At 62.9% G+C, this 24,004-nt stretch carries 24 protein-coding genes; 13 read left to right on the top strand and 11 right to left on the bottom strand.

Annotated features, from left to right (window positions below; translation table 11 throughout):
- Positions 1 to 253 precede the first annotated feature (253 nt).
- On the top strand, positions 254 to 1,645 hold the full coding sequence (locus NKH80_RS05395) for an FAD-binding oxidoreductase (RefSeq protein WP_352990098.1): 1,392 nt from the start codon (positions 254 to 256) through the stop codon (positions 1,643 to 1,645).
- A 32-nt stretch (positions 1,646 to 1,677) separates the two neighbouring features.
- Here NKH80_RS05395 and NKH80_RS05400 read toward each other — a convergent pair whose 3' ends face one another.
- The 3 genes from NKH80_RS05400 to NKH80_RS05410 form a co-directional block, all read right to left on the bottom strand.
- The gene (locus tag NKH80_RS05400) at positions 1,678 to 2,607 is read right to left on the bottom strand and encodes a pseudouridine-5'-phosphate glycosidase (RefSeq protein WP_352990100.1); all 930 of its coding nucleotides are present in this window, start codon (positions 2,605 to 2,607) and stop codon (positions 1,678 to 1,680) included.
- Between the two features lie 12 nt (positions 2,608 to 2,619).
- Positions 2,620 to 3,729 (bottom strand): carbohydrate kinase, encoded by a 1,110-nt coding sequence (locus NKH80_RS05405; RefSeq protein WP_352990103.1) that lies wholly within the window; start codon positions 3,727 to 3,729, stop codon positions 2,620 to 2,622.
- Between the two features lie 231 nt (positions 3,730 to 3,960).
- A complete protein-coding gene (locus tag NKH80_RS05410) occupies positions 3,961 to 4,809 on the bottom strand; it encodes a MurR/RpiR family transcriptional regulator (protein WP_352990106.1) in 849 nt (282 codons plus the stop codon).
- A 186-nt stretch (positions 4,810 to 4,995) separates the two neighbouring features.
- Here NKH80_RS05410 and murA point away from each other — a divergent pair, with 186 nt between their 5' ends.
- The 9 genes from murA (at position 4,996) to NKH80_RS05455 (ending at position 15,621) form a co-directional block, all read left to right on the top strand.
- A complete protein-coding gene (gene murA / locus NKH80_RS05415; protein WP_352990109.1) occupies positions 4,996 to 6,252 on the top strand; it encodes a UDP-N-acetylglucosamine 1-carboxyvinyltransferase in 1,257 nt (418 codons plus the stop codon).
- The gene (locus NKH80_RS05420; protein WP_352990112.1) at positions 6,249 to 7,139 is read left to right on the top strand and encodes a glucosamine kinase nucleotide-binding domain-containing protein; all 891 of its coding nucleotides are present in this window, start codon (positions 6,249 to 6,251) and stop codon (positions 7,137 to 7,139) included. Before murA ends, NKH80_RS05420 begins: the two co-directional genes overlap by 4 nt.
- A gap of 169 nt (positions 7,140 to 7,308) precedes the next feature.
- Positions 7,309 to 8,214, top strand: coding sequence for an N-acetylmuramic acid 6-phosphate etherase (gene murQ, locus NKH80_RS05425; RefSeq protein ID WP_502900906.1), 906 nt, complete (start codon positions 7,309 to 7,311; stop codon positions 8,212 to 8,214).
- A gap of 99 nt (positions 8,215 to 8,313) precedes the next feature.
- The gene (locus NKH80_RS05430) at positions 8,314 to 9,834 is read left to right on the top strand and encodes an ABC transporter substrate-binding protein (protein WP_352990118.1); all 1,521 of its coding nucleotides are present in this window, start codon (positions 8,314 to 8,316) and stop codon (positions 9,832 to 9,834) included.
- A gap of 34 nt (positions 9,835 to 9,868) precedes the next feature.
- Complete coding sequence (locus tag NKH80_RS05435) at positions 9,869 to 10,828, top strand: ABC transporter permease (RefSeq protein WP_352990120.1); 960 nt, start codon at positions 9,869 to 9,871, stop codon at positions 10,826 to 10,828.
- On the top strand, positions 10,828 to 11,667 hold the full coding sequence (locus NKH80_RS05440) for an ABC transporter permease (protein WP_352990123.1): 840 nt from the start codon (positions 10,828 to 10,830) through the stop codon (positions 11,665 to 11,667). Before NKH80_RS05435 ends, NKH80_RS05440 begins: the two co-directional genes overlap by 1 nt.
- Positions 11,664 to 13,412 carry an ABC transporter ATP-binding protein gene (locus tag NKH80_RS05445; RefSeq protein WP_352645316.1) on the top strand — a complete coding sequence of 583 codons (1,749 nt, stop codon included), beginning with the start codon at positions 11,664 to 11,666 and terminating at the stop codon, positions 13,410 to 13,412. The genes NKH80_RS05440 and NKH80_RS05445 overlap by 4 nt, the downstream gene beginning before the upstream one ends.
- Before the next feature lie 70 nt (positions 13,413 to 13,482).
- Positions 13,483 to 14,484, top strand: coding sequence for a serine hydrolase domain-containing protein (locus NKH80_RS05450; RefSeq protein ID WP_352990126.1), 1,002 nt, complete (start codon positions 13,483 to 13,485; stop codon positions 14,482 to 14,484).
- 6 nt (positions 14,485 to 14,490) lie between these two features.
- Entirely contained in the window at positions 14,491 to 15,621 is a 1,131-nt protein-coding gene (locus tag NKH80_RS05455; RefSeq protein WP_352505363.1) for an anhydro-N-acetylmuramic acid kinase, read from the top strand.
- Here the strand turns inward: NKH80_RS05455 and NKH80_RS05460 are convergent.
- Positions 15,618 to 16,049: a GNAT family N-acetyltransferase gene (locus tag NKH80_RS05460; protein WP_352505364.1), complete on the bottom strand. Its 432-nt coding sequence runs from the start codon at positions 16,047 to 16,049 to the stop codon at positions 15,618 to 15,620. The two genes, NKH80_RS05455 and NKH80_RS05460, sit on opposite strands and share 4 nt — an antisense overlap.
- A 49-nt stretch (positions 16,050 to 16,098) precedes the next feature.
- Positions 16,099 to 17,274 carry an MFS transporter gene (locus NKH80_RS05465; RefSeq protein WP_352688658.1) on the bottom strand — a complete coding sequence of 392 codons (1,176 nt, stop codon included), beginning with the start codon at positions 17,272 to 17,274 and terminating at the stop codon, positions 16,099 to 16,101.
- A gap of 48 nt (positions 17,275 to 17,322) precedes the next feature.
- Between NKH80_RS05465 and NKH80_RS05470 the strand changes: the two genes are divergently transcribed.
- The 3 genes from NKH80_RS05470 (at position 17,323) to NKH80_RS05480 (ending at position 19,481) form a co-directional block, all read left to right on the top strand.
- Positions 17,323 to 17,862 (top strand): Lrp/AsnC family transcriptional regulator, encoded by a 540-nt coding sequence (locus NKH80_RS05470; protein ID WP_352476516.1) that lies wholly within the window; start codon positions 17,323 to 17,325, stop codon positions 17,860 to 17,862.
- Positions 17,863 to 18,001: 139 nt separating this feature from the next.
- Positions 18,002 to 18,541: a dihydrofolate reductase family protein gene (locus tag NKH80_RS05475; protein ID WP_352505366.1), complete on the top strand. Its 540-nt coding sequence runs from the start codon at positions 18,002 to 18,004 to the stop codon at positions 18,539 to 18,541.
- Between the two features lie 22 nt (positions 18,542 to 18,563).
- Positions 18,564 to 19,481, top strand: coding sequence for a sigma-70 family RNA polymerase sigma factor (locus NKH80_RS05480; RefSeq protein ID WP_352505367.1), 918 nt, complete (start codon positions 18,564 to 18,566; stop codon positions 19,479 to 19,481).
- A gap of 72 nt (positions 19,482 to 19,553) precedes the next feature.
- On the opposite strand, the gene NKH80_RS05485 is transcribed toward NKH80_RS05480, so the two are convergent.
- The 6 genes from NKH80_RS05485 to NKH80_RS05510 are packed head-to-tail and all read right to left on the bottom strand — an operon-like array spanning position 19,554 to position 23,933.
- Entirely contained in the window at positions 19,554 to 20,813 is a 1,260-nt protein-coding gene (locus NKH80_RS05485) for an ABC transporter substrate-binding protein (protein WP_352990129.1), read from the bottom strand.
- Between the two features lie 48 nt (positions 20,814 to 20,861).
- Positions 20,862 to 21,290: a DUF4440 domain-containing protein gene (locus NKH80_RS05490; protein WP_352505370.1), complete on the bottom strand. Its 429-nt coding sequence runs from the start codon at positions 21,288 to 21,290 to the stop codon at positions 20,862 to 20,864.
- Positions 21,291 to 21,298: 8 nt separating this feature from the next.
- Positions 21,299 to 22,354 (bottom strand): aldo/keto reductase, encoded by a 1,056-nt coding sequence (locus NKH80_RS05495; RefSeq protein WP_352505371.1) that lies wholly within the window; start codon positions 22,352 to 22,354, stop codon positions 21,299 to 21,301.
- Positions 22,351 to 22,710 (bottom strand): TIGR04076 family protein, encoded by a 360-nt coding sequence (locus NKH80_RS05500; protein WP_352505372.1) that lies wholly within the window; start codon positions 22,708 to 22,710, stop codon positions 22,351 to 22,353. The genes NKH80_RS05495 and NKH80_RS05500 overlap by 4 nt, the downstream gene beginning before the upstream one ends.
- Positions 22,711 to 23,199: a DUF3830 family protein gene (locus NKH80_RS05505; protein WP_352688652.1), complete on the bottom strand. Its 489-nt coding sequence runs from the start codon at positions 23,197 to 23,199 to the stop codon at positions 22,711 to 22,713. It lies immediately after the preceding gene.
- On the bottom strand, positions 23,196 to 23,933 hold the full coding sequence (locus tag NKH80_RS05510; protein ID WP_352505374.1) for a GntR family transcriptional regulator: 738 nt from the start codon (positions 23,931 to 23,933) through the stop codon (positions 23,196 to 23,198). The genes NKH80_RS05505 and NKH80_RS05510 overlap by 4 nt, the downstream gene beginning before the upstream one ends.
- Positions 23,934 to 24,004: the final 71 nt, after the last annotated feature.

Here is a 24,004-nt window from a genome sequence, read left to right on the forward strand (position 1 = left end):
GTTTGCCTCGGTCCAGAATACTGGGCAGCCCGCAGGCAAGCGCTTGCGGTCAAAGGTTTGACAAATAGCCAGCCGCGCCTATGGTCGACCTGTTACAGGAGCGACGCATGGCGAAGACAACCGGCTGTATTCCTGGCGGGTTTTCCCCACATTTGCTGAACAGTAGAAATCAGCCACGGCCGCTTTCACAGCCCTCGCCCTTCCCTCTCCCGGCCGCGTCGATGCGCCCGGGCCGTTCATGTCCTTGAGCCACATGTCGCAGAAAATTGCCGAGCTTCTGTCGCGGCTGGAAAAGCGGCTGGACAGGTCAGCGATTGTCTCGGCTGAGGAGGCCGGACCACGCTACCGGGAAGATCCCGACGGCAAGGACGGCGCGCCGCCAGCGATCGTCTTGCGTCCACGCACGACCGGCGAGGTGTCGGACATTCTGCGCCTGTGCAACGAGGCCGGGCAGAGGCTCGTCATCCAGGGTGGCCGCACCGGTCTTGCGGGCGCGGCGCGCATCCAGCCCGGCGAGGCGGTGCTGTCGCTGGAGCGCATGACGGCGGTCGCGGCGCCCCACCGCGAGGCGGCGACGATCGTCGCCGAGGCCGGCGCGCCGCTGCAAATGGTGCAGGACGCGGCCGATGCGGCCGGCTTGCTTTTCGGCGTCGACATCGGCGCGCGCGGCACGGCCACCGTCGGCGGCAATGTCGCCACCAATGCCGGCGGCATTCGCGTGCTGCGCTACGGCATGTACCGCGCGCAGGTGCTCGGTCTGGAGGCGGTGCTTGCCGACGGCAGTGTGCTCACGTCGCTCAAGGGCTTGCCAAAGGACAATTCCGGCTATGACCTCAACCAGCTCTTCATCGGCAGCGAAGGCACGCTCGGCGTGGTCACGCGCGCCTGCCTGCGGCTGCATCCCAAACCTGCCACCGAGGTAAATGCCTTCTGCGCACTTCCATCGCTCGATGCGGCGATTGCGCTGCTTGCGCAGCTCCGGCAGAAGCTTGGGCCGTTGCTCTCGGCCTATGATGTGAATTTCGCACCGCTCTATGGCGCCATGATCGCCGGCATGGAGGCGCCGGCGCCGCTGCCGGCCGGCTCGCCCGTCTATGTGCTGGCCGAGATACGGGGCAATGAGCCGGACCGCGACGGCGACCGCTTCGCCGCGGTGCTGATGCAGGCGGTCGAGGACGACGTGATCGACGACGTCGTCGTCTCGCAATCGCCGCGCGAATTCCGGGCGCTCTGGGCGGTGCGCGAGGAGGCCAACCGTTTCCTGTTTTCGATGGCAGGACTGATCGGCGTCGATATCAGCATCCCGCTGGCGAAAATGGCGACTTTCCTGCGCGAGACGGAAGCCGCTATCAAAGCCGTCGACCCGAGCGCCGACATCTACGTCTTCGGCCATCTCGGCGACGGCAATCTGCACTACCAGGTCCGCACCGTGGATCCGGCGGCTGCATACGGGATCATCTACCGGGGTGTGGCCGCGGCTGGCGGCGGCGTCTCGGCCGAGCATGGCATCGGCCTCGACAAGAAGGAATGGCTGCATCTGGTGCGTAGCGACGCCGAGATCGCGGCCATGCGCCGCCTGAAAGCGGCCTTCGACCCGAACAACATCCTCAATGCCGGGCGCATCTTCGACCTCGTGCCGGGCTGAAAAAGGCACGTAGCGCTGGCCGGACGCTGTCTCTATCTGGTCGCGCCCTTCAATTCCGCATGCGCAACTGCGATGCGGGCAGCAAGCGCGGCGTTGTTGCGGACAAGCGCGATGTTGGCCTTCAGGCTGCGGCCTTGTGAAAGCTCGTTGATGCGGGCGAGGAGAAACGGCGTCAGTTCCTTGCGCCCGATGCCGCGCTTCTCGGCCTCAGCCACGGCCGCTACGATCGTGCCGTCGATGAACGCCGGATCGAGCGCGTCCGCTTCGGGAATCGGGTTGGCGACGAGAATGCCGGTGCCGGATTCCATCTCGTCATGCAGCAGCATGGCTCGCGCGACCTCGTCGGGGGTATCGAGGCGATGGTCTGCCTTGAGCCCGCTGGAGCGGGTGTAGAAAGCCGGAAAATCATCGCTCCCATAGGCGATCACCGGCACGCGCTGAGTTTCCAGATATTCCAGCGTCTTCGCAATATCGAGTATCGACTTAACCCCGGCGCAGACGACGGTCGTGCCGGTCTGGCCGAGTTCGGTCAGGTCAGCGGAGATATCGAAAGTGGCTTCGGCGCCGCGATGCACGCCACCGACGCCGCCGGTCGCGAAAATACCGATCCCGGCTAAAGCGGCAATCCGCATCGTCGCCGAGACGGTGGTTCCGGCCGAGCCGCCGCGCACCATGATTGCGGCGAGATCGCGCCCGGAAGCCTTGAACACGCCCTTTGCCGCTGCCAGCTCTTCCAGTTCACGGTCGTCGAGGCCAACCTTGATCTTGCCGGCGACCACTGCGATCGTGGCGGGCACGGCGCCGTTTTGACGCACGACGGTCTCGACACCACGAGCGGTTTCCAGATTGGCCGGATATGGCATGCCGTGGGTGATAATCGTCGATTCCAATGCCACCACCGCGCGGCCTTTATCAAGCGCAGCAGCGACTTCATCGTTCAAATGGACAAGGGAAGGTTTCATATCATCTCGCTTTCAGGCAGGAAGGCGGTACATGCCGGCGGCAAGGAAGCGCGGCGACAGATCGGGGTGGACGCTGGATTCGCTCTCGGTGGTCAGTGTGGCAAGCAGCGCGCCGGTGCGCACGGCATGAGCCACCGGCTCACCCGAAAGCACCTTGTACAGGGTGCCGGCGATCATCGCGTCACCGGCGCCGGTGATGTCGACGGGCTGGGCCGGGACGGAGTGCATGGTCGTCACACCGCTCTCGGTCGCAACGGCAAATCCATGCGCGCCTGCGGTCACGATCACTTCGGCAGCGCCGGCCGCGCGCAGCCCTGCTGCTGCTCCCTCCGGCGTCAGCCGCTTGTCGGCATCCGTGACGCCGAGCATCGCATTGGCTTCGTCATGATTGGTGAACAGAAGATCGATGCCGGCCAGGTCCTTCGGCAGACGCGCTGACTTCGGCGACGATACCGTGTCGACTGCGAGCTTGAAGCGCGCACCGTGCTTGCGCGAGATCAGCGCTGCGATGGTCGCGGCCGGCAGGTTGCAGTCGATGAACACCCATGTCGCCGAAGCCAGATGCGGCCAGAAACGGTCGAGATAGGACGGCAAAAACAGATCGAAGATCTCCATGTCGGCGATGCCGAGCACGAGATCGTTGTTGCGGTCGAGGATGGCCGCGTATTCGGCCGTGGGCCGCTCCGTGGTGGTGATGACCTGGCTGGCATCGGCGCCGAAGTCACGCAAATGCCGCACCAGCGCGCGGCCGGTTTCATCCTCGCCGACGATCGAGACGAAGCTTATGTCGACACCGAGACGGGCAAGGTTTTCGGCGACGTTGCGGGCAACCCCGCCGAAGCTGCGATGGCCGTCGACCGGGTTCGATGTCTCGAAGATCAGATCCTTCTTGGCGTGGTATTTGCGGTCGAGCACCGCGCCGCCGATGCAGACCATACGTTTGGACGCCGGCAAGACATAGCCGCGGCCGAGAATGTAGCCTTTGTTAATGAGTTGCACGATGTGGGCGGCGACCGTCGAGCGGGCAATGCCGAGCGCGGTTGCAATATCCTGCTGGCCGGCAAACGGATTCGCCGCAATGAGGTCGAGAACCGCTTGTTCTTGTGCTCCAAGGTCGTCCATCGTCTCACCTGGCCCGCCAAATTCGACGCTGAACTCGATGTATGAAACAACAGATGATCTTGTCAACATTGGTTTGCCATGGCGGCGTTTGACCAATCGGCGCTCCCGCGGCTCTGCCGGCCGGAGAACGTGTGAGCGCATTGAAGAAAGGTACTTCGGAGGACGAAACTTGCTCTTGTCGACGTGCAGCATCAGGGAGGAACAGAGGCCTTAACGCCACGCTGAAGACTGCTAAGCCTTCAGCACCGAGACGGCCAATTCGCTGTTGTGGACATATTCGTTGGCGTCAGGCTGCTTCTGCACAAGCAGGATGAACAGCAGGTCGGTTAGCGTCAGTTGTGCATCACGCGCGGTTATCGATGAAGAGCGCGCGCGCTCTTCATCGGCCATCGTGTGGAGGCGAATGTCGGCAACCCGGCTCAGCGGATTGTCGCGAAGCCCGGTGACGGCGATAACGGTGGTGCCGCGTTTATGTGCGAGTTCAGCTATCCGCAGGGTTTCGATGCTCGCCCCGGAATAGGAGAGCGCGAATAACGCGTCGCCTCGTCCAAGCGTCGAGACATTGGCCATTTGCACATGGCTGTCGCTGTCGTGCAGCACGTTGCGGCCGAGCTTCATCAGCTTGTATGAGAAATCGCGCGCCACCAGAGAGGATGCGCCGACGCCTGCCAAATGAATGCGGCGCGCACCGTTCAATGCTTCGAGGGCCTTGCCGATTTCATGCTCGGTGTTGGCCGCGACCGTCTGTTGCATCGACAAAAGCTTGCTGCCGATCAGCTTGCGCAGGATGACCAGATAGCTGTCGCCGACCTCGATCGAACCGTGGATCATGCCGGCCGGCACGTGCCATTCCTGCGACTTGGCCTCGCTGACGGCGAGCTTGAGCTCCTGATAGCTGGAATAGCCGAGCTTCTGGCTGAACTTGACGACGCTCGACTGGCTGCGGCCGATCTCGGCGGCAAGCGCCGCCGTCGACAGGCGCAGCATCTGGTCGGGATTATCGACGATATACCGACCGATCTCGCGGTCACCGGGCGCCATGATTTCGAGCTTGGCCTCGATTTTCTTCAGGATGGACATGCGTTCACCTGTTGCCAGTCACGGACAATGCCAAACCAAGGAATAAATTATTCCGTCTCTGATTGACAGCGAAGAATGAACCATCAAATCTCGACTGGTGCGGTTGTGCCCCAGCCTTCGGGCATGTCGACGATTCGGCCATGAAAGATCGTAGACACACCGACAGCTCGGGATTAGGTCAGAGCCATGGACAAATTGCGGATCGTCGGCGGGCACAGGCTTGAGGGCGCGGTGACGATCTCCGGCGCCAAGAACGCGGCCTTGCCGCAAATAGCGGCGGCGTTGCTCAGCCCTTATCCGCTGCAACTGACCAACCTGCCTGCGGTGACCGACGTCGAAAACATGCTTGGCGTCGTCTGGCTCCACGGCGCCCAGGTCACCAGATCGGCACACGCCGCAACGATCAACACCAGTGCTGCCGTCTCCAAGGAGACAACCTACGAAACCGTCAGGCGTATGCGCGCGACAGTGCTGGTGCTCGGCCCGCTGCTTGCCCGCTTCGGCCACGCCATGGTTTCGCTGCCCGGCGGCTGCGCGATCGGCGCACGGCCGGTCGACATGCATGTCGCCGCACTTGCCGCACTTGGCGCCGACATTGCGATCGAAAACGGGCTGATCGTCGCGTCCGCGCCGGGCGGACTAAAAGGCGCGCGTATCGTTTTGAGCTCACCATCGGTCGGCGCGACCGAAACAGCGATGATGGCAGCGACGACTGCAAAGGGCGAAACCGAGATCCTCAATGCGGCGCGCGAACCGGAGGTGGCCGACCTTGCTGCCTGCTTGATCGCCATGGGCGCGCGGATCGAGGGCGCCGGCACGCACCGTATCCTGATCGCGGGCAGCACAGGCTGGCGCGCCGCCACGCACGACATCATCCCGGACCGGATAGAGGCCGGCACCTATGCCGTCGCGGCGGCTATCACCGGCGGTCAGCTCGAGCTGACCCACGCGCGGCTCGAGCACATGGCATCCGTCATCCAGCTGCTCGAAACAGCCGGTGTGAAAATCTGGCCGGGCGACCGCGGGCTGATCGTATCGAGAGACGGGCCGCTCAAAGCCGTCGATGTGACGACGGAGCCCTATCCCGGCTTTCCGACCGATCTCCAAGCGCAGTTCATGGCGTTGATGTGCTGTGCCGAGGGCGCTTCGCTATTGCGTGAGACGATCTTCGAGAACCGCTTCATGCATGTGCCTGAACTGATGCGGCTCGGCGCCAACATCAAGCTGCAAGGCACCATGGCGCTGGTGCGCGGAGGCGAGAAGCTGAAGGGCGCGCAAGTGATGGCCACCGACCTGCGCGCCTCCGTCTCGCTGGTGCTGGCAGCGCTGGTGTCCCAGGGTGAGACGACGATCAACCGCGTCTATCATCTCGATCGCGGCTATGAGCAACTGGACCACAAGCTCCGGCTTTGCGGCGCCCAGATCGAGCGGATAAGTGGATGAGTGCCGGCGCGGCGTCTTCGCATTATTTCCTGGGCGTCGATGGCGGCGGAACCGGCTGTCGGGCGCGTATCGAAGACGAGGCGGGAACCGTGCTCGGGCAAGGTCTCTCGGGTCCGGCGACAACGCGGCTCGGTATAGAGGCGGCCTGGGCCTCCGTTGCCAAAGCCTTTGGTGCTGCGATCAGAGAGGCAGGGTTCACGGCGACGAAAATCGCCAGGATCCGTGCCGGCGTCGGTCTTGCCGGCATCGGCCGCAAGGGGTCGCTTGAGGCGTTTCGTGCGATCTCCCATCCCTTTGCAAGTCTCGACTTCGTCAGCGACGGCGTCGCGGCTTGCCTGGGCGCGCATTCGGGCCAGGACGGCGCCATCGTCATAGCCGGGACCGGTTCGATCGGGCTCGGCTTTGTCGAAGGGCGCGACCTGCGTGTCGGCGGCTATGGTTTTCCGATTTCCGACGAGGGAAGCGGTGCCGATCTAGGGTTGAAAGCGGTACAGTTCGCCTTGCGCGCCCATGACGGCCGGCACGAGCGGACCGCGCTGCTGGCCGAGGTGATGCAGCGCTTCAAGGACGACCCGTTCGAGGCGGTGGCCTGGATGGACCGCGCCAGTGCGACGGACTATGCCGCCATGGCGCCGATGGTGATCCGCCATGCCGACCAGGGCGATCCGGCCGGTCGGCGGATCGTGCAAGGCGCTGCCGAGCAGATCGACACCTTCGTGCGGGTGCTGTTCGAAAAAGGCGCGCCGCGGGTTACGTTGCTCGGAGGGTTGTCCAGCCCGCTTGAGCCATGGCTCGCTCCCGACGTCCGCCGACGGCTGAAGCCGGCCGACGGCGATGCGGTTTCGGGAGCCATAATCCTGGCCAGAAAGTCGCTTTGCGGCGAGTAACGCGCTACTCAAAGAGGAATATTTTATTCCTACAGTCCGTTGACACTGGGAATACCGAATTCTAAAAAGTTAACTAAGCAGAAACAAGACAGCCGGTCGCCTGCCCGGCACGGCATCGCGTTCCCGCTCACGGCAGATTGAAAGTAAGCAAGTGGTCGAACACGGGTTGATGTCGGAGTTGGAGCGGCTGGTTTCCGAGGACCGCAACCCGAGAACCATCGACATCGACCTGTTGCCGACCATCGAGGTGCTGCGCAAGATCAATTACGAAGATAAAGGCGTTGCGGCCGCCGTCGAGAAGGTCATTCCTGAGATTGCTGCTGCCGTGGACCGGATCGTGAGCGCGTTCCAGAAGGGTGCGCGCCTTGTCTATGTGGGCGCTGGCACCAGCGGCCGGCTCGGCGTCCTCGACGCCTCGGAATGTCCGCCGACCTTCGGCGTACCCGAGGACATGGTGGTGGGCCTGATCGCCGGCGGCGACGACGCGCTGGTGCGCTCCGCGGAAGGCGCCGAGGATGACCTGAAACAGGGTGTAAAGGCATTGCAGGACATCAAGCTGACCGCCGACGATGTGGTGGTCGGCATCGCTGTCAGCGGGCGCACGCCCTACGTCATTGGCGGCCTGACCTATGCCAAGCAGGTGGGAGCGACCACTGTGGCGCTGTCCTGCAATCCGCGATCGACCATTGCCGGCATAGCCGACATTGCCATCTCTCCGGTGGTCGGCCCGGAGGTTCTCACCGGCTCGACCCGACTGAAATCGGGAACCGCGCAAAAGCTGGTGCTCAACATGCTGTCTACCGCCAGCATGATCCGCATCGGCAAGAGCTATCAGAACCTGATGGTTGACCTCAATCCAAGCAACAAGAAGCTTGTCGCCAGGGCGGTCAGGATCGTGATGCAGACGACCGGCTGCGCCGCACAGCAGGCACGACAGGCACTCGACCAGACCGGCAATGATGTAAAATTGGCAATCCTGGTGACGATCACCGGCATGGGCGTCGAGGAAGCACGTAAGGCGCTTGCCAACGCGGGAGGTTTCCTGCGCAAGGCGATAGGCGAAAAGACGGTGTAAGACCGCATGGATACTGGGCCGATGTTCCGGGACGTGTGTCCCTTTGAAGCGGTCCGGGGAACTGCAAGGCATCAGGTTTAACAATAATGGGAGACGACAATGGTACGGCACATTGGCAAGAAACTGCTTTCCGGCATGGCCTTCGCGGCAATGGTTGGCATCGCCGCGCTACCGGCGCAGGCGAGTGCGGCGACGCTGCATATGGCGTGGTCGCAGGACGCCACCGGTCTTGATCCGCACAAGCAGACGGCATTCTCCTCACTGCGGCTGCTGGAACTGATCTATGAGCCACTGGTGCGGCTCGACGCAAACCTGCAAATCACGCCCGCGATTGCCGATTCATGGCAGTTCTCGCCGGACGGCAAGGAGCTGAGTTTCAAACTCAATCCGAAAGCAAAATTCCAGAACGGCGCCGCCGTGACCTCCGCCGACGTCAAGGCATCGTTCGAGCGCATACTCGATGAGAAGACCGGTGCGGCCGCGCGCGCCAACTTTCTCTCGATCGCCAGCATCGACACACCCGATCCAGCCACCGTCGTGTTCCACCTCTCGCAGCCGGATGTGCCGATCCTGACGGCGATGAGCGACGTCAACGCCGCGATCGTCCCGGCAAGCGAAATCACGGCCGGCTCGATCGGCACGACGACGATCGGCTCGGGTCCGTTCAAGTTGGAAAAGTGGGATCCGAATTCCAAGGAAGTGCTTGTCGCCAACAAGGATTGGGCGGGCGGCACGACCGGCGTCGACGGCATCGAGATCAGCGTGCTGCCGGACGAGACGGCGATCCTGGCGGCGATGCGCAGCAAGCAGATCGATTTTGCCCTGCTCAACGATCCGCTTGTCGCCACGCTTGTGCCCAAGGAAGCCAGCCTGCAGTTGAACCGTGTGCCGGTGCTTGCCTATCACGTGCTGCAGCTCAATCCTTCCCGCAAGCCGATGACCGAACTCAAGGTGCGTCAGGCGATTTCCTGCGCCATCGACCGGCAGGAAGTGCTGGACACCGCCTCGCTCGGTGAAGGCAAAGTCACCGGCCCGCTGACTATCCCGGCCCTTGCGACCGATCCGAGCCAGTTGTTCTGCTATAAGCGCGACGTCGAGAAAGCCAAGCAGCTGATGGCCGAAGCGGGCTACGCCGACGGCTTTTCGGCGACCGTGATCGGCGCCACCGGCGAGCCGCCGACGGCAGCGGCGGAAGCCCAGGTCATCCAGTCGCAACTCGCAGAAATCGGCGTCAAGCTCGACATCAAAATGATGGAGCTCAACGTCTATGTCGATGCCTGGCTGAAGGGCGATTTCGACATGGCCATCGCCTTGAACGGCGGCAGGGCCGATCCCTACACTATGTACAACCGTTACTGGACCAAGACGGGCAATCTGCAGAAGGTCGCGAACTATATCGACGATACGCTGGACAGTCTTATGCAGAAGGGCCGCAGCGAGACCGACCCGGCAGTGCGCAAAGCGATCTTCGCCGACTTCGAGAAGCACATCACTGAGATGTCGCCCTGGATCTGGCTCTACACGTCCTACAGCTACACGGCACAGCAGAAGAATATCGCAGGATTCGAACCGGTGCCGACAGGTTCGCTGTTCAGCCTCGCCAAGGTGACGATCCAGTAGCTGCTTTGGTGCCGGACGAGAGGGTATTCTTCGCGTGAACTATCTGATGCGGCGACTGGCAACCTTCCCTCTCGTCCTGCTTGGCGTGTCCATCGTCGTGTTCCTGGCGATCAGGATGGTTCCGGGCGATTCGATCACGGCAATGCTGGGGACCGAAGCCGGCCTGCTGACGCCGCAGCAGCGCGATGCGCTTGCAGTTTATTTCGGCATCGACCAGCCCTGGTTCATCCAGTACTGGCGCTGGCTGCTTGGTCTTTTCCAAGGTAATCTCGGCATTTCGTCCACCTATGGCAGGCCGGTGCTCGACGTCATCCTCGAGCGTTTCCCGCTAACGTTGGAGCTCGCCCTGCTTTCGATGGTCATCGCCCTGGTTGTCGGCATGCCGGCCGGGATTTTTGCCGCCACCCATAATGAAAAGCTGTCCGACCTCGGCGTGCGCGTTGTCGCAATGATCGGGCAGTCGACGCCGAACTTTGTCCTTGCCCTGCTGATCATCTACACGCTGTCGGCGGGGTTTGGCGTTTTGCCGGCGATGGGCGAGTTTTCGCCGCTGTGGCAGGATCCGCTGCGCAATCTCGGCCAGCTGTTGCTGCCTGCGGTCACGCTTGGATTTGCCTTCGCGGCTTCGGTGACCCGCATATCGCGTTCGGCGATGCTCGATGTGCTCAGCGACGACTATGTCAGGACGGCGCGCAGCAAAGGCGTTTCGGCGCGCGGCGTCATCTGGCGGCATGCTTTGCCCAACGCGCTCATCCCGGTCGTGACGCTGAGCGGCATAGAGTTCGGCTATCTGCTGGGCGGGGCAGTCATCGTCGAGCAGATATTTGCGCTGCCCGGTCTCGGCCGTATGGTGCTGGATGCCATCCTGCAGCGCGACTACGCGCTGGTGCAGGGAAGCGTGCTGTTCATCGCCTTTAACTTCATGATCGTCAATCTCCTCGTCGACCTCGCCTATGTCGCGCTCGACCCGCGTATCCGGCTAAGCGAGCACTGATGGCGACATTGCGGGCTATATTTGCGCATCCCAGCGGCCGCATTGGCGGTGCCATCGTTGCGCTTTATCTGCTGCTTGCCGTGCTTGGCATGCTGGGGCTGACGCCGCACAATCCGCTGACGCAGCACCGGGTCGAGCGACTGCATGCGCCTGACGGCACCTACTGGATGGGCACGGACCTGTTCGGCCGCGATGTCGCAAGTCGGCTGATGACCGGGATCGGCCAGTCCTTCATCGTGGCCTTCTTTTCGGTCGCCTTCGCGACACTGGCCGGCACCGTGCTCGGGCTGGCGGCAGCCTGGTTCGGGCGCCGCTGGGACGGCTTGGTGATGCGCATCATGGACGTTGTGCTGGCGTTCCCGGCGATCCTGCTGGCGCTGCTGATCGTCGCGGTTGCTGGACCGGGAAGCTCGACCAGCGTCATTGCCATCGCCATCGTCTACACGCCGATCTTCACGCGCGTCGTGCGAGGTCCGGCTCTGTCGCTCAAGGCGCGCGAGTTCGTCGACGCGGCCCGCACGTTCGGCAGCAGTGCGGGCTATATCGTAACACGGCATCTGCTGCTCAATCTGGTGGCGCCACTGACGGTTCAGGTGACGCTGGCGCTGGCCTGGGCACTGCTGACCGAAGCCGGCTTAAGCTTCCTCGGGCTTGGCACGCAGCCGCCCGCCGCGTCGCTCGGCCTGATGCTGAGCGACAGCCGCAATCTGATGGAGACAGCTCCCTGGCTGATGATCTTCCCGGGCGTGGCAATCATGATCAGCATCCTCGGTTTCAACCTGCTCGGCGATGCGTTGCGTGATGTCCTCGACCCGAAGATGCGGAGATCAATCGCATGATCCCGCTGCTGTCCGTCAGCGGATTGCGCGTCGGCTTCGGCCGCAACCCGAAAGCCAATGAGGTCGTGCGCGGCGTCAGCTTCGATCTCGCCGACGGCGAAACATTGGCCATCGTCGGCGAAAGCGGCTCGGGCAAATCGGTCACGGCGCTGTCGATCAATCGGCTTGTCGATTATGGCGGCGGTCGCATCACCGCGGGCTCGATCAAGCTGAGGCGGGCCGACAACAGCATCTTCGACCTGACCGCCGCGACCGAGCCGCAACTGACGAAGATCCGCGGCGGTGAAATCGGCATGATCTTCCAGGAGCCGATGAGCTCGCTCAATCCGGTGCTGACCATCGGCAGGCAGATCGAGGAATCGTTTCGCCTGCATCGCGGCCTGACCGGCCGGCAAGCGACGGCGGCGGCCAAGGACGCGCTCGACCGCGTGCGTATTCCCGACGCTGCACGGCGACTGAAATACACGCCCAACCAGCTTTCGGGCGGCATGTTGCAGCGGGTGATGATCGCCATGGCGCTCGCTTGCAACCCGCGCCTGCTCATTGCCGACGAACCAACGACGGCGCTGGATGTTACGGTGCAGGCGCAGATCATGGCGCTGCTCGCCGAATTGAAGCAGGAAACCGGGATGTCGATGATCTTCATCACCCACGACATCGGTCTGGTTGCAGGCATCGCTGACAAGGTCATGGTGATGCAAAGCGGAGAAGCTGTCGAGCAGGGCGCGCTGAACCAGATATTGGACAATCCGCAGCATCCCTATACGCGGCATCTGCTTCATGCGGTGCCGCATTTCGCCGGCGGCAGTGCCGCACGCAAGGACGTGCAACGCGAAACGCAAAAAGCTGCCGAGCCGGCGCTGAAGGTCACTGGCCTCGTGGTGCGGTTTCCGGTCAAGGCTGGGTTTTTCAGCCGCGCCAGCGGTGCCGTGCACGCAGTGGACGGGGTGGATTTCGAGCTAATGCCGGGCGAGACATTGGCGGTCGTCGGCGAGAGCGGTTCCGGAAAGTCCACCACCGCCCGCGCGATTCTGGGGCTGGTGCGCCCGACGCGCGGCACAATCTCGGCCAGCACGCGCAAGGCCGTCGCCGGGCAGAGCGCCCTTCCGGTGCAGATGGTGTTCCAGAATCCCTATGGCTCGCTCAATCCCAGACTCACCATCGAAAGCATCCTCACAGAGCCGATGATCGCTAGCGGCGGACGGATAACTGCTGAAACGCGGGCGAAAATGGCCGCGCTGCTGAAACGCGTCGGCCTTCCGGAAAACAGCCTGCAGCGCTATCCGCATGAATTCTCCGGCGGCCAGCGGCAACGCCTGTGCATCGCTCGCGCGCTGATGCTCAATCCTTCGGTTGTCGTCCTCGACGAAGCGGTTTCGGCGCTCGATGTGTCGGTGCAGGCCAGGGTGCTGGAGCTTTTGGTCGAGCTGCAGCGTGAATTCGGGCTGGCCTACCTGTTCATCTCGCATGACATGGCTGTCGTCGAGCGGATCGCCCATCGCATTGCGGTCATCTATGCCGGCCAGATCGTCGAGATCGGCGATGCCAGATCGGTGCTCTCGGAGCCGAAGCACTCTTATACCAAACAACTTATCGCGGCCGTTCCCACCATAGACCGGCGGCATGAACGTTTCGAGCTGGACACGCGCCAGGTTCCCTCGCTCGTGCGTCCGCTGGGATTTGAACCGGGCCCGGCCAATTGGCAGCAATTCGGGCCGGATCATAGGGCACGGGTGGAAGCGTGATGATTGTCGCTCGAAAGCATGCAGAGTCAGACGAACAGCCCCCTCGCTGCTTTTCAGACGGAGGCCGCATTTGATCGAGCATGATCTCTTCGACCGTGCATTCGCCCCGCTCGAAACGGCCGTGGCTGCGTCGCGCATTCCCGGCGGCGTGCTCGGCATGGTCGACCGGGACGGTCAACGCATCGTCCGGGCAGTCGGCTCAGCCCAAGTCGTGCCGAAGATACGGCCGATGCATATCGAAACATGGTTCGATCTGGCGTCGCTGACCAAAGTCATCTTCACCACGCCGCGTATCCTTGCACTGGCGGAAGAAGGCGTCATCGACCTCGACGCGCCGCTGATTTCGGTCCTGCCCGACCTTCGCCAATATGACGAAAAAGCCTGGGAACGGAAGGTGACGTTTCGCCAGTGTCTCGGTCATCAGACGCCGTTTCCGGCCGTTGCTCCAATCTACACCTATGGCCGCGATCCCGAGCTGTTGCGCGCCTTTGTCCTGCAGCGCGAGTGGCAGGTCGGGGAGCCGGTCTATTCCGATATCAATTTCATTCTGCTCGGCTTCGTCCTGGAGCGCCTGTCCGGCAAGACCATTCGCTACATGGATCCCGGTCCGGGCTTCGCGTTCTCCACCGAACCGGATCGCGCGGCGGCCACAGAAGACTGCACATGGCGCCATCGTGTTCTCTGCGGCGAGGTCCACGACGACAATTGCTCGGCATTGCAAGGGGCCGGTCACGCCGGGCTGTTCGGAACGGCGGCCGCGATCCTCGATTTTGCGCTAGGGCTGCTGGACGGGAGCGGCGCATCCGAGCGTTCAATAGCGCTGATGCGCACGCCCTTGTCGGCAACCCGCACCCATGGCTGGGAGCGGCCTTACGAAGGCTGGTCCGGCGGCCGGCTGTGCAGCCCCGGCACAATTGGCCATACCGGCTTCACCGGCACCGGGCTTTGGGTCGACTTCGACAAAGGCAGAGCATGGACCTTGCTCACCAACCGGATCCATCCGACACGTCATTTCAACAGCGGGATCGCAGCGCTAAGGCAATCGATCGGCGATCTCGTCAACGGAGCCTGACAAGTCATGATTGCTAAAAATGGCGCACCAATGTGGGCTGTCGGCCTGATGACCGGCACCGTGCTGGACGGTAATATCGACGTCGCGCTGATCAAGACCGACGGCGAACGGATCGCGGATTTCGGCACCTACACGCTGGCGCCTTACCCCAGGTCGATCCGCAGCCTGTTGGAGGAGACGTTGCGCCAGGCCAGGATCTGGAATTTCACCGGACCGGAACCGGCGATTTTTCGTGAGGCAGAGGAGGCACTGACGCGCGCCCAATCCGCCGCGGTCAGGGATCTTGTCGAAAGTCACGGCCTGACCATGGCCGATATCGGCGTCGTCGGCTTCCATGGCCAGACCGTGCTGCACCGTGCCCCGCAAGTGGGCCGGCTGGGCCAGACCCGCCAGCTCGGCGACGGCGAGCTGATGCATGCGATCCTTGGCACCAGGGTCGCCTATGACTTCCGCTCGGCCGACATGCGCGCCGGCGGCCAAGGTGCGCCGCTCTCTGCCGCCTATCACGCCGCGCTGCTGCGCGACGCTGATGCCAGTGGAGACACGGCAGTGCTCAATCTCGGTGGCGTCGCCAACATCACCTGGTGGGACGGCAAGGACAATGTCGTCGCCTTCGATACCGGACCGGCCAACGCGCCGCTGAACGACTTCATCAAGTCGAAGGGGCTTGGCGAAATGGACCGCGACGGCGCGTTGGCCCGCGCCGGGACGGTCGACGAGACGCGGCTGGCCAAGCTCCTGCAGCACCCTTACTTGACCAAACCCTACCCGAAATCGCTGGACCGTTTCGATTTCGGCGCCTCGATGGCGGACGGAATGAACGCCGCGGATGGGGCAGCCCTGCTGACGGCCTTCACCGCGGCCGCCGTCGCCAAAGCGCTCGATCTTCTGCCGCACCGGCCGAAGCGGCTGGTGGTCAGCGGCGGCGGTCGCCACAATCCAACGATCATGGCCATGCTTGCCAGCCGCGCCGGCGTCGAAGCGGTTCCGGCCGAGGCGCTGGGCTGGAAGGGCGATGCGGTGGAGGCGGAGTGCTTTGCCTTCCTGGCAGTGCGCGTGCTTAGGGGCTTGCCGATCAGCTTCCCCAGCACGACCGGCGTGCCGCAGCCGATGCGCGGAGGGCGGCTCGCCGGCTAATCGTGTTTCAGGTTCTTCTGTAAGAAGATGCGGCTGCGGCCAATGGGAAAGTCGGCGAGCGCACCGAACGGCCGGTAGCCGTGGCGCTCATAGGCCTTGGCCGCCTTGGGATTGAACGTGTCGATCCAGGCGCCGTGACAGTCGCGCGCGATCGCCTCCCTCTCGGCCGCCTCGAGCATCCTGCCGGCCATGCCGTGGCCGCGCAGTTTTTCATCGACCCAGAGCCATTGCACATAGAGCCAGCCCCAGGCGGTGTATCCCGAGATGCCGGCGACAATTACGCCGTGCTCATCGCGCACGAACACGGCCATTGCCTTCCTGCGGGAGGCGCCGACATCACTGTCGTTGAACGCAGCAAGCCGCTCTCCGAGAAAAGCCAGCTCGTGCGGCAAGGGATCGGCGGTTGTCTCAAGCGTTGTATTGTCCATCCACCAAGCATCTATCGATGGACGGGGCCGAGACGCAAGCCTTGCTGCGCTATAGCTTCGGCGAACGCCACGCCGCTGCCACAGCAGCGATCAGCATGAGCAGGGCTGCAACCACCGCCGACGCCGCAAAACCGAATGTGGAATAAAGCGGTCCGAACGCCGTGGTGCCGACGAACACCGCGAGATAGGTCACCGCGCTGTTCAAGCCCATGATCGTGCCGCGCCGCGCAGGATCGAGCGCGGACAGGCGCATCACCAGGACATTCAGGCCGAAATGATTGGCAAGGCCCCAGACGGCTATCATCGCTATGGTCAGATGGAAACTACTGCTCGCCGCGGCAATCGCGACATAGACGGCCGCGACGAGCAGGTAGGCAAATGGCATGACACGCCGCGCGCCCAGGCGGTCGATAACGCCGTCAAGAAGTGCCGCCGCGCCAAATCCGGCGCCATAAGCGAGCGCGGCCAGCCCGTTGGCGCTGACCGGCCGTCCCAAGCCATTGTGAAGGTGATCGCCAAGATAGCCATAGACACCGTAGAACGCGGTCATGAATGCGGCGCAGGCAACCAGAAGCGGCACTATGCCGGGGACGCTCAAAGCGCCCAGCGGCGTCGGCGCCGGGCCGCTCTTCCTGACATCGCTCAGCGACGTCAGCGTCAGGCTTGCCAATGCGAGTGCTGAGAGCACCGCGACCGCCGCGAAAACGGCGCGCCAATGCACCAGGTCGGCAAGTACGGCCGACAGCGAAACCCCGGCGATCATGCTCAGCGTCCAGCCGGTCAGCACGACGCCTATGGTGCCGCTTTCGCGGCCGGGCGGTGCAATCGCGGCGGAGCTGGCGTAGATTGCCGGCATGGCGACACCTGCAGCGATGCCGGCGAGAAGCTGGGCCGCGACCAGCGCCGTCACCGTCGGCGCAGCAGCGCTGGCGACGAGCGCTATCGCCAGCAGCAGCAACGCTCCTTGCAGCATGCGGCGGGCACCAAGCCGGTCGATATAGCGCGCCAGGAACAAAGCGCTCGCCGACGTACCGAGCCCGAACGCGGCGGACGCGATCATAACCGCCGGCACGCTTGTGCCGAAGGACGCGGCAACCGCCGGTGCGATCGGACCGAGCACCAGCGAGTTCGAGCCGATCACGGCAATGCATCCGGTGAGGAGGTAAGCGAGCGCCGGGATAGGCGGCCTTGCCGTAAATGTTGCGACTTGATCATTGTTCGACATATGGCGATATTGGCCGTACTAAATTCTGCATCAATAGGGAATTTCATTATGGATGAAGAAACAGATGGCATTCCGCAGAACAGGCCTGCCGCCCGCGATATCGATGCAATCGACCGAAAAATATTAAGCGTTCTGGTCGACGACGCCACGATCAGCTATGCCGAGCTCGGCGACCGCGTCGGCCTTTCACCGCCGGCAGCCCATGAACGCGTCAAGCGCCTGCGGCGCAGCGGTGCCATCCGCAACACCGCGATCATCATCGATCCAAAAGCGGTGCACAAGCCGCTGCTTGCCTTCGTCCATATCGACACCAAGGGGTGGGGCAAGACGCCGGAGCTGATGGCAATCTCCGAACACCCCGAAGTCGAGGAGATTCATTCGGTGGCCGGCGACACATGCATGCTGATCAAGGTCCGCACCGAGGACACGCGGGCACTCGAAGGCCTGTTGTCGCGCCTCTACGAAACGCCTGGTGTCACCTCGACCCGAAGCTACGTCGTGCTGTCGACCTATCTCGAGCGGCCGGTGCAGCCGGGGATAACGACGGAATGGCCGACCCCCCGGCACATGGCCAAGCCGCTTTATTAGCTCATACGATCCTCACGCGTATCCAACGTCGAACCGGAAACGTCTTAGGCACTGCATCCTGTGGTCATCCGTCGGGCCGGTTCGTTTGCGCCGGTTTTTGGATCCGACGGAATGCCTGTTGCGCAACCGGAGACACGCGATGAGAAAATTAATCGTAGGCAGCTTCATTTCGCTGGACGGCGTCATCGAAGCACCAATGGAATGGGCCTCGCCCTTCTTCGACGAGGAGATGAAGGAACACTCATATGAAAAGGCCGGCGAGGCGGATTTTTTCCTGCTCGGCCGCATCACCTATGAAATGTTTTCGGCGCGTTGGCCGCAGGTCAAAGGCAGCAAGTACATGGACCGCATGAACGGGCTGAACAAGCTCGTCGCTTCGCGCAGCCTCAAGGCAGTGAGCTGGAACGCGTCGCTGATCGAAGGCGACGTCGCTGCCGAAATCGCCAGGATCAAGCAGCAAACCGGCGGCAACATATTGAAGTATGGAGTGAGCAATCTCGACCAGACGCTGCTCGCCAACAGGCTTGTCGACGAGTATCAACTCTCGATCGTGCCGACCCGCGTCGGGCATGGCAAACGCGCTTTCCAGGATGTCGACCCGTCCCTGGTCAAGCTGGAGCTTATAGATACGCACCGTTTCAAGAACGGGGTCATTACGCTGACCTATGTCCCGCTGTGATCCGCCGCCGAATTGAATGCCGATGAAGATGCAGCCAAGACTTGACCCGACCGGGCTTTTCGACGTCCGCTACGCCGGCTTCCTGGAGACAGTCGCGCATTTGCGTGGACGGCTGCACCGCTACTGTGCACGTATGACCGGTTCGACGCTCGACGCCGAAGACGTGATGCAAGAGGCGCTGTTCGAGGCCTATCGGAAGATCGAGAAGCTGGACGATGCGACTGCTCTTCGCCCCTGGCTGTTTCGCATTGCACATAATCGCTGCATCGATTTCCTGCGAAGCCGGCAGGTGCGTCAGCATGCGGAGGCCAATTTCGTCGAAGACGAGATCATCCTGCCGGTCGAGCCGGCGGGCAAGGGCGCGGATCGCGCGATGGAACGGCTGGTGATCCACCTGCCGCCCAAGGAACGCGCCTGCGTCCTGCTCAAGGACGTCTTCGACTATTCGCTGGAAGAGATCGCCGATCTCGTCGGCTCGACCGTGGGTGGCGTCAAGGCCGCGTTGGGCCGTGGCCGCTCCAAATTGGGCGCCTTGTCAGGCGAGCCAATCGTGCGTTCGGAGCCCCAACGCGATCCGGAACTTCTGGAATTGCTCAGCCGCTATGTCGAACTGTTCAACCGCCGCGACTGGGACGGGGTTCGGGCGTTGACCAGCGCCGACGCACAATTGCGGGTCGCGGATTGCTTCAAGGGCAGGCTGTCGGAATCACCTTACTTCGTCGAATATGAAAGAGCCTCGACGGCCTGGAAAATGGCGATTGGCATGATCGATGGCGAGGCGGTGCTGCTCGTGCTCCACCATGGCGAAGACGGTTGGAAGCCGGCCCATCCGGTTCGGATCGAAGCCGCTGGCGGGACCATAAATCGCATCACCGATTATTATGCCTGCCGCTGGATCATGCCGACGGCTGGTGCGGTGGTCGTTTCCAGGCCGGCCTAACCAACAGGACATGCAAGTGTCCGGCATCAACCTCAATGAAATGGGATCAATGCCGGACAAGACATAGGGGGCTTACTGAAGCTTCGCCTGCAAGGCGTTGACGTCATCCGTCGTCATTTCGCCATCGGTCGTCACCTTGCCGTCGACGATCTTCCAGAGCCGGAACGGGCCGGTGATGTCGCCGTACTTATCGAAGGCTACAGGGCCGATGACGCCTTCGTAGCGGATCGGCTTGCCGTCCTTGATCAGGCCGAGCGCCTTGGCGAACTCGTCCTTGCCGGCATAGATCGGCGTGCCGGCCGGATCGACCGCCTTGTACATCGCGTCCTTGATCTTGGCCGGATCCTCGGAGCCGGCAATCGCGATAGCCAAGCCGACAATGGCGCCGGCATCATAGGACCGGTCGGCCGCCGGGTTCGACGGCTCAATGCCCGAAAATTCCTTGTAGTTCTTGGTGAAATATTCGGTCGATGCGGTCGGGCTGGTGCCCGAGGAAGTGCCATAGGCATCCTTCAAATAGTCGGCGCCGACGGATTCGATGAAATCCGGGCTGTTCATGCCGTCATTGAGCAGGAATTTCTGGACACCGCCCTGCGAAATCCAGGTACGGGCGATGGTTGCGCCATCGACAGGCGTGCTGACGAGGTAAAGCCCGTCCGGTTCGCCGGCCATGGCCGCGGTTACCTCCGAGGCATAGCTCGACTGCTTTTCATTGTAAGGCGTGTCGGAGACGATGGTGCCACCGAGCGCCTTATAGGCACGCGAGAATTCCGCCACCATGTTGACGCCGAAGTCGTTGTTGACGTGGATGACCGACAGCTTCTTGAAGCCCTTGTCGATGGCATATTTGGCGGCGGCGACGCCCTGCAGAGGGTCCGAGGTGATGGTGCGGAAAAAGATGCCGTTGGTCTTGCCGTCGCGCCCGAGCGCCGTCAGCGTCGGCGACGACGAAGCCGGCGACACCTGGACGATCTTGGCCGGCGCGGTGACCGAGGTCAGGATCGGGATCGACACAGAGGAGATGATGCCGCCTATGATCACCGGCACCTTCTTGACCTGCACGAGCTGGGTTGCGGCGTCGACCGCAATGTTGCCCTGGCTCTGGCTGTCGCGCGTGTCGGTCGCGAGATCGCAGCCGCGCACGCCGCCGGCATCGTTGATGTCGCGGAAGGCCATTTCGACCGACTTGGCGCCGGCCTGGCCGTATTCGCCGGCCGGGCCGGTCAGTTCCATGACGAGGCCGACGGTGATCTTGCAGTCGGCGGCCTGCGCTGCGCCGGCCGCTGTCAGCAAGGCGAGCGCGGTGGTGATCTGAAGTACCGTCTTTGTCATTGTTGTTCCCCTTTCGTTACACGACTCTCATTCACGTCTTGAGCCTGTTCAGCCTTCCGGCACCTGCAGCCAGGTTTCATGCAGATGTCGCCATTCGACGCCGTTAGGCGCCGATGAACTGGTGGTGAAAACGGCACTCGAGCGACGGCGGCTGTGCCTGCCGGCGCGTTGCTGTGCCTCGACGTAGCAGACGACGATCGTGTCCCCGGCCTGCCAGTCGGCCCGGATGTCCTCGATCGAGATACTGAAATCGCCGTCGCAGCTGGCGCGGCTTGCCCTGACATGGTCGAGCACCGCGTCACGATCGAGGACCTGGCCATCCGGTGCAACCATCTGGAAGCCTTTGCCCATGACGCTTTCGAAGCGCCTGAAATCTGCATTGTCCGCACTTGCTGCATTGAACCAGTCGACGAAGAAGCGGTGGAGATCGACCACCTCGACGCTGGCGCGGGAAAGCAAGGAGGGGTTTTCGTCCATGGCCGCGTTCATTTCCTGCCTGCATTCAAATTGTAATGCATGATCGAGCCGTGGCGGCCGTGACGGTCGCGTTCCAATGTGTAGACGTCGCCCAGCGGCCCCCGGCTTTGCGCGATTACGGCAGCGATCCTCGCCCGTTCGTCTGCATCGAGCGCGACGTCCATGATTCTGGCATTGGCAAGGGCGTGCGCCTGGTTGCGGGCGCCGACGATGACGGCCGCCACTTGCGGCTGCTGCAGCACCCAGGCGCTGGCGATGGTGGCGATGTCGACACCGCGGTGGTCGGCGATGGCCTTCAGTGTGCGAAGCAACTCCTGGAAAAGCTCCCAGCCGCCGAAATCATCGATGATCAGCTTGTATTTGACCAGCGACCGGTTTTCGAGCGGCGTCTGCGGCTCGGTAACGCCAAGCCATTTTTCGCTAAGGAAGCCGCCAGCCACCGAACCGTAGCAGAGGAAACTGACGCCATGCCGGCTGGCGAGTGCTGCAAGGCTGTTCGCCGGCCGCTGGTCGAGCACCGAGTATTGCAATTGCTGGCTGACCAGCGGCACACCCGCGGCCAGGATCTCGGCCAGCCGCAGCGTGTCGAAGTTCGTGGTGCCGATATTGCGCACCTTGCCTTCCCTGCGGATTTCGTCGAGCCAGCCCATCGCGTCGACATAGCGGGGCACCGAATAGTCCCACCAATGGAACTGCACAAGATCGAGGCGCTCAGTCTTCAACCGCCGCAGCGACTGGTCGACGATGCTGCTGATGTAGTCGCGGCCGATCGTGGAGAGCCGTTCGAGGTCAGGCACCAGCTTGGTGTGCACCTTCATCTTGGCGGCAGCGTCGAGGCCACGCTCATTGGCAAGGCGCAGGCGCGCCGCACCAATCAGTTCCTCGACACCGGTATAGATATCGGCGCAATCATAGGTCCAGATGCCGGCGTCGAACGTGGCGATCAGGTCGCTCACCGCCTGTTGGCGATCGACCGCGCCGTGCCCGCCGGCAAGCTGCCAGCCGCCGCGAATGACGCGCGAGATCGTGTAGCCGGGACTCAGTTCGAATGCCTTGGCGGTCATCTCTGGTCACTCTCCTTCGGCAGCGGAACCGCCGTGGTCTCGGCATGGCTGAACCGCCGCTTGCCCGTCCTGACGATCCGCAGCCGGCTGGCGCAATTCGGATCCGGACAAGCGATCTCGGCGTCCGACGTCATCCAGTCGTTCCTGTGGGTCGGGCGCTGCTTTGCGGCCAGAAGCGGCAACACTGCCGCAATGGAATAGATCGAGAAACCTTGCCCCGCCGGCATCGACAGCATCTCGCCCTTCAACTCGAAATAGTCGCCGGGCTTGGCGCCGCAATAGATCGGCTTGCCCTTGGGGATAACCGCCTCGACGCGAAGGTCGAAGAGTTCGAAACTGTCGTCGGTCTCAGCCATTCAGATCTCCACCCGGGTGAAGGTGATGTCGCAGGCACCGTTGCGGCGGATCACGCCACAAGCGGCTGCGAATTTATCGCGATCCTCAGGCACCACCTGCGCGACGACGCTTCCGGCAAGCCAGCCGATCGGGAATAGCAGGCGTGCACCCGCTCCGTAGAACAGGCCGACGTCAAAGATGGCATTCGGGTTGCCGCCCCACATGCGCGGCGGCACGTAGGACAACACGATGTCCCCCGGCTGCGGCGTCAGCGTTGCGTTCTCCGCCGGCAAGGGCCTGGCATACGTTTGGCCCTCAAGTTCGGCTGATGGAACCGGGCAGGAGATTTCCGGCCCCGTCCACATAGCATGGATGCCGGCAACGACGCGCGGCTGCTCGAGATAGGCCAGCAGGAAGGCAGCGTTGTCGGGCGCCTTTTCAGGCAACATCAGCGCGGTCACGGAAAGCATCGAGTGTGGCTCGGTGATGCTGATGCCAGGCGCCCTCATGCCCTCAATCCTTCCTTGCTTGTGGATTGGAGCTTGTCGCGCAGAAAGGCGAAGGGCCGGCTGATGTCGGCCACCAGAGCCTCGCGCGCCGCTTGCGCATCCTGCCTTGAAAGCGCTGCGACGATGCTGCGGTGGTAGTGGGCCGTATCGACCTCGCCGGCGTCGGAAAAGGCGTAGATGGCTACGCGGATGCACGGTCCGGATTGCAGCCAGAGGCTCTCGATCATCGGGATCAGCACGGCGGAACCGCAGCATCGGTAGATCTCGAAGTGGAAGCTCTGATTGAGCGTCGCCTCCCGGTCGATGTCCTTCTTGTGCTTCAGCGCCCGCATCTCGTCCCACTCGCCGAGCATGGCCTCGACCGAAGCGATCTGGCGCGGGTTCATGCGCGTCGCGGCCAGCGCGATCGCTTCGCCCTCGATCAGAGAGCGGGCGCGCAAGAGGTCGTCGATGCGCTCCAGCGTGATCGGCGGCACGCGCACTGAACGGTTGGGAAGCGCCTCCAGTGCCTTCTCGGTGATCAGCCGTCCGAGCGCCTCGCGCACCGGCATGGTGCTGGTGACCAGCGCGTCGGCGAGGCCGCGGATGGTCAGCACCTGGCTCGGCTCGAAAAGGCCGCCGATCAAGGCGCGGCGCAGCTCCGAATAGACGCGATCCTGCACGGTCTCGCGGCCGACCGGCGTAAGCTGGGCTGCGATCATCTCATTGTTCTTTTCGATGGCGGCCTTCTGCATAGGCAATCCCGGTCTTGGCCGTTTTCAGCTTGCGGAAGAAATTAAAGCCGAATAGCGTGATCAAAGCAAGC

Source organism: Mesorhizobium sp. M0904, from assembly GCF_040319475.1.
GTDB lineage: Bacteria > Pseudomonadota > Alphaproteobacteria > Rhizobiales > Rhizobiaceae > Mesorhizobium.